The organism is Terriglobus sp. ADX1 (assembly GCF_036877645.1).
Lineage (GTDB): Bacteria > Acidobacteriota > Terriglobia > Terriglobales > Acidobacteriaceae > Terriglobus.
In genome coordinates this window covers 1-255 of the sequence record NZ_JAEDXV010000085.1, presented here as the reverse complement: position 1 = coordinate 255, position 255 = coordinate 1, and the positions used below count along the sequence as shown (strand labels likewise).

1 protein-coding gene is annotated in these 255 nt (G+C 52.5%); it reads right to left on the bottom strand.

The genetic code is table 11. The features are described 5' to 3' along the window. Nucleotides 1-75: 75 nt before the first annotated feature. A partial coding sequence (locus tag JAO32_RS20120) for a hypothetical protein (protein WP_334243611.1) occupies nt 76-255 on the bottom strand: 180 nt, incomplete at its 5' end.

The following is a 255-nucleotide window of genomic DNA, read 5'->3' as shown; positions in this document are numbered from 1 at the left end:
TGAAATCAAGGAATCCTCCACCCGCATCAGCATGGCTGGTCTGAAGCAGTGCCTGAAGGATGCCGGCATCAACTGCTAAGTGGAGATACAGCGAAGCTCAAACGCGCAAAGCGCGTCATCCTGAGCGGAACGAAGTGAAGCCGAAGAACCTGCATTCGCTTCTGCCCACTCCACTTCACTGGAAACAAAAGATGCCCGCCGCACAAAAGCGACGGGCATCTTCACATCCGTAGAAAATCTATTTCCCGAAACCAA